Source organism: Achromobacter sp. (assembly GCF_036567245.1).
Classification (GTDB): Bacteria; Pseudomonadota; Gammaproteobacteria; order Burkholderiales; family Burkholderiaceae_B; genus Achromobacter.
Map to the genome: position 1 here is coordinate 1 of NZ_DATCUY010000180.1, position 4,909 is coordinate 4,909.

Here is a 4,909-nt window from a genome sequence, read left to right on the forward strand (position 1 = left end):
CCGGCCGCCTCCTGCCGCGACGCGCCCTGGCGCCGCGGACCATAGGCCACGTTCTCCAGCACGCTCATGTGCGGGAACAGCGCGTAGTTCTGGAACACGGTATTCAGCGGCCGGTGGTGCGCGGCCAGGCGGCTGATGTCCTGGCCTTCGATCAGGATGCGGCCGGATTCGGGCCTGAGGAATCCGGCGATCGAGCGCAGCAGGGTGGTCTTGCCGCAACCGCTGGGACCGAGCAGGGCCACGAATTCCCCCTGCTGGATCTCCAGGTCGATGCGGTCCAGCGCCTGGTAGGCGCCGAAGCGCATCGACACGCCTTCGATGGTGAGCAAAGCGGACATGTTCTATCCCTAGCGCTTGCGGGCAACCTGGCGGTTCCAGGCGTCCGTGACCTCGGCGCGGCGGCTGTTGATGAGGTTCCAGTCGAACAGGCTCAGGTTCTTGACCGAGCCGTCCGCGCCCCAGGGCAGCTTGCGGGCCACGTCCTTGGACACCTGCACGTCCTTGACGGCGGGGCCCAGGTACAGGCGCGTGGCCAGGCAGGCGGCGGCATCCGGCGTGAGAGCGGTGTCGATGAACTTCTGCGCGGCCGCCTTGTTCGGTGCGTTCTTCACCAGATGCAGGCGCGCATCCGTGGCCCAGGCGCCTTCCTTGGGCACGGCGAAGCCGATGGGCAGGCCCTTGTCGATCAAGTCCCAGGCGCCCACGTTGAAGTGCGCGCCGATGATGGCCTCGCCGCTCTGGTAGGCGTTGGTGGCCGCGCCCGAACTGTCGAAGAACAGCGCGGTGTCCAGCGACGCCAGCTTGGCGTACAGCGGCGCCAGATTGGACGGGTCGACGGAGAACACCCGCGCCAGGAAGAAGATGAACGGCACGCCTGACGAGTTCGCCGGCGAGGGAATGGCGACGGCGCCCGCGTACTCGGGCTTCCACAGGTCCTTCCAGCTGGTGGGCGCTTGCGGCACTTCCTTGGTGTTGTAGGCGATGCCCAGCGAGTAGTAGCCGGTGCTGACGGCGTAGGCCCCAGCGCCGTTGCGGTACACGCCCTGCTCGATGACGTTCTTCAGGTTGGGTATGCCTGCGGGATCCAACGTGTCCAGCACGCCCGCTTCGGCGGCCAGTTCGCTGATGCCGCCGTCCATCCAGGCCACGTCTATGGTGGGCGCGCCCTTCTGTTGCTGCAGCTTGGCCAGCGTAGTGGTGGACGTGCCTACTTCCGGCACCACGGCCACGCCGGTCGCCTTGGTGTAGGGCTCGGCCACGCAGGCGCGGAACGCGTCGCCCCAGTTGCCGCCGTACCAGGCGACGGTGATCTTCTGCTGCTGGGCCAGCGCCGGGCCTGCGAGCAGCAGGCCGGCTCCCAGCAAGGCGGCGCGGATCGCGCTGCGGGTAGGTGTTGCCATGTCGGATTCCCCTTGTCGATTTATCGGCCCGTTGCGGCTGCGCCGGCGGGCGCGGCAGCACGGTGCCATAGGTGCATCTTGGGCGATCCCCGGGAAAACCAGCTTGAAGGCCTGGGACAAAAACTTGAATAATTGCGACATGGAAACTGCCACACCCGCCGCGGCGCCGTCTTTCTCCTATGACGACGAGTTCAGCGGCCTGCCCCAGGGGAAACCCGCACTGACCGTAGGCATCGTGCTGCTGGACCAGTTCACGCTGGCCGCCTTTGCCGGATTGGTGGATGTGTTGCGGCTGGCGGGCGACCACGGCGGACGCAGCCGCCAGATCCATACCGCCTGGCGCGTCATGAGCTGGGACGGCAAGCCGCGTTGCTGCAGCGCGGGCCTGACCATAGACGTGGCCGACGGCCTGCCCGAGGACCCGACCCAGTTCGACTATGTGGCGGTGTGCGGCGGCAACGACTACTTCAACGGCCGCCTGCCCGAGCCCCTGCGCGACTGGCTGCGGCTGGCGGCGGCGCAGCGCGTGCGGCTGCTGGGCATATGCACGGGCACCTTCGCGCTGGCGCAGGCGGACGTCATCGGGCCGCGCACGGTTTGCGTGCACTGGAACGTGCTGGACACCTTCCGCGAGCGCTTTCCACAGGCCCGCGCCGTGGTGGACCGGTTGTTCGTGGACGAAGGCGACCTGATTTCCTGCGCCGGCTCCACGGCCGCAATCGACCTGGCCCTGTACCTGGTGGCGCGGCATTGCGGGCGCGACAAGGCCCAGCAGGCGATGCGGCACATGATGCTGCAAGGGGTGCGCCCGGGCCGCGTGCCGCAGGCGCATTTCCACACGGACCTGTCGGGCATCCAGGACCTGCGCGTGCGCCAGGCCGCGCATTTCATTGAGCAGCGCATCGACAACCCGCCGCCGCTGGACGCGATCGCGCGCTACGTCGGCGTGGGGCGCAGGCAGCTGGAGCGCGCATTCCGCCTGGCGACCGGCATGTCGCCCATGGCGTTCCAGCGGCAGTTGCGGCTGGAATACGGCAGTTGGCTGCTATTGAACAATCCCAGCAGCATCACGCAGATCGCGCTGGATTGCGGGTTTGCCGACGGCGCGCATTTCTCGCGCGATTTCCGCGCACATTTCGGCCAGTCGCCGCGGCAGTATCAGCAGGCGGCGGATCGCGACAGCGGAGTCAGCGTGTTTCCCGCCTAGGGCCTGTGCACGGCTCGTTCCGGAGCAGGAGGGTCCTGGGCTTATCAACGGAAGGAGACGATATGACCTATGACCTTTGGTACTGGGACGGCATACCCGGGCGCGGCGAGTTCGTGCGCCTGGCCCTGGAAGCCGGCGGCATTCCCTATCGCGAATGCGCGCGCCAAGCCGGGGCGGATGAAGGCACGCTGGTCGCCGACTTGAGCTCGGAGCGCAAGCATCCGCCGTTCGCGCCGCCTTATCTGGTGGCGGGCAAGATGACGCTGGCACAGACCGCCAACATCCTGCTGTTCCTGGGCGAAAAGCATGGCCTGGCGCCGGACTCGCTGGAAGGGCGGTTGTGGGTGAACCAGCTGCAGCTCACCATCGCCGACATGGTGGCCGAAGCGCACGACACGCATCATCCGATATCCGCCAGCGAGTATTACGAAGACCAGAAGGTCGAGGCTGCGCGCCGCGCACGCAATTTCCGGGAAGAACGAATGCCCAAGTTCCTGGGTTACTTCGAACGCGTGCTGGGTGGGGAGCAGGCATGGCTGGCGGGCGGCAAGCGCTGGACCTATGTGGACCTGTCCTTGTTCCACCTGGTCGATGGCCTGCTTTTCGCCTTCCCCAAGCGCATGGCCACCCTGGCCGTGCGCTATCCGAACGTCATGGCGCTGCATGCGCGCGTGGCGTCGCTGCCGGAATTGCAGCCCTACTTCGAGAGCGGCAGGCGCCTGCCTTTCGGCGAAGGAATCTTTCGTCAATATCGCGAATTGGACGCCGCTTGAGTCGGGATAAACCCTGGTGTTGCTGAATCCCGATTTTTTTGACTAGTCTCTTGAAAATCTTGAGACCTGCTCATTTTTAAGATTAAATATTTGCAAATTGTTATAAAAATATATCCATTTGTCTCGCGGCAGATTGGTCGACCGGCATCAGGCCACCCACACCCTGGGTAGGAGACGTCACGATGAGATGGATTACCCTCAGCCAACTGCTGCGCACGGACCGCGGCATGCAGAAGGCCGACATGCTCGGGCAGATCGCTGCGATCAACAACGCCCAGGCCGTCATCGAGTTCGACCTGGACGGCCACGTCCTGGCGGCGAACCCGAACTTCCTCCACACCATGGGCTACGCGCTGGACGAGATCGCGGGGCAGCACCACCGCATGTTCGTCGACCCGGCAGCGCGTGGATCGGCCGCCTATGCGGAATTCTGGAACCGCCTGCGGCAGGGCGGCCGCGATGCCGGGCGCTATCGCCGCATTCGCAAGGATGGCAGCGACGTCTGGCTGGAAGCCTCCTACAACCCGATCTTCGACCGCCACGGCACGCTGCTCAAAGTGGTCAAGTACGCCGTGGACATCACTGCGCAACAGCAGCGGCAGGCGGACGTGGAAGGCCAGCTGGCGGCGATCTCCAAGGTACAGGCCATCATCGAGTTCGAGCTCGACGGCACCATCGTCCGCGCCAACGACCTGTTCCTGGACGCCGTGGGCTACCGCGCGGACGAGATCCAGGGACGGCACCACAGCATGTTCGTCCAGCCCGAAGAGGCGCGCGGTCAGGCGTACAAGGAGTTCTGGCGCAGGCTGCGCAACGGCGAGCACGACACCGGGCAGTACCTGCGCATAGGCAAGGGCGGCCGCCAGGTCTGGATCGAAGCCAGCTACAACCCGATCTTCGACGCCGAAGGCCGCCCGGTGAAGGTCGTCAAGTACGCCACCGACATCACGCGGCGCTTTACCGCCGCCCAGACCCTGCGCGTTGCGGTCCAGGGCCTGACCGAAAACGCCGAGCGCGCGGGGCAGGCCAATACGCTGGCGCTGGACGCCTGTCGCGTGGCCGAGCAAGGCGGCCATACGGTGCAGGAAGTGGTGCTGACGATGGGCGGCATCACCCAGAGTTCGCGGCGCATCTCGGAAATCATCGGGGTGATGGACGGCATCGCCTTCCAGACCAACATCCTGGCGCTGAATGCCGCGGTCGAGGCCGCGCGCGCCGGCTCGCACGGCAAGGGCTTCGCCGTGGTGGCGTCGGAGGTCCGCAGCCTGGCGCAGAACAGCGCGGCGGCGGCCAAGGAAATCAAGGACCTGATCACGTCCTCGGTACAGCAGGTAGAAAGCGGCGCACGCCAGGTGCAGTCGGCCGGCACGACCATGGACGACATCGTCGCGTCGTCGCGCCGCGTGACTGAAATCATGGCGGAGGTGGTGGAAGTGTCGCTGGCCCAATCCGCCAGGCTGGGCGAGGTCACCGAGGACATCACGCAGCGCGCCGGCGAGCCTGCGCGAAGCGCGCCGCCGGCCGCCGTG

General features: G+C 66.3%; 5 protein-coding genes. 3 read left to right on the plus strand and 2 right to left on the minus strand.

The annotated features are described in order from the left end of the window. Positions 1 to 338 (minus strand): ABC transporter ATP-binding protein (locus VIR09_RS07575; protein WP_332012318.1); only part of this gene is annotated, 338 nt, incomplete at its 3' end. A gap of 9 nt (positions 339 to 347) precedes the next feature. After that, complete coding sequence (locus tag VIR09_RS07580) at positions 348 to 1,400, minus strand: ABC transporter substrate-binding protein (protein WP_332012319.1); 1,053 nt, start codon at positions 1,398 to 1,400, stop codon at positions 348 to 350. Between the two features lie 139 nt (positions 1,401 to 1,539). Between VIR09_RS07580 and VIR09_RS07585 the strand changes: the two genes are divergently transcribed. From VIR09_RS07585 to VIR09_RS07595, 3 genes are all read left to right on the plus strand, one after another. After that, positions 1,540 to 2,607, plus strand: coding sequence for a GlxA family transcriptional regulator (locus tag VIR09_RS07585; RefSeq protein WP_207471885.1), 1,068 nt, complete (start codon positions 1,540 to 1,542; stop codon positions 2,605 to 2,607). A 62-nt stretch (positions 2,608 to 2,669) separates the two neighbouring features. Continuing rightward, the gene (locus tag VIR09_RS07590; RefSeq protein WP_332012320.1) at positions 2,670 to 3,380 is read left to right on the plus strand and encodes a glutathione S-transferase; all 711 of its coding nucleotides are present in this window, start codon (positions 2,670 to 2,672) and stop codon (positions 3,378 to 3,380) included. Between the two features lie 182 nt (positions 3,381 to 3,562). After that, positions 3,563 to 4,909 (plus strand): methyl-accepting chemotaxis protein (locus VIR09_RS07595; RefSeq protein ID WP_332012321.1); only part of this gene is annotated, 1,347 nt, incomplete at its 3' end.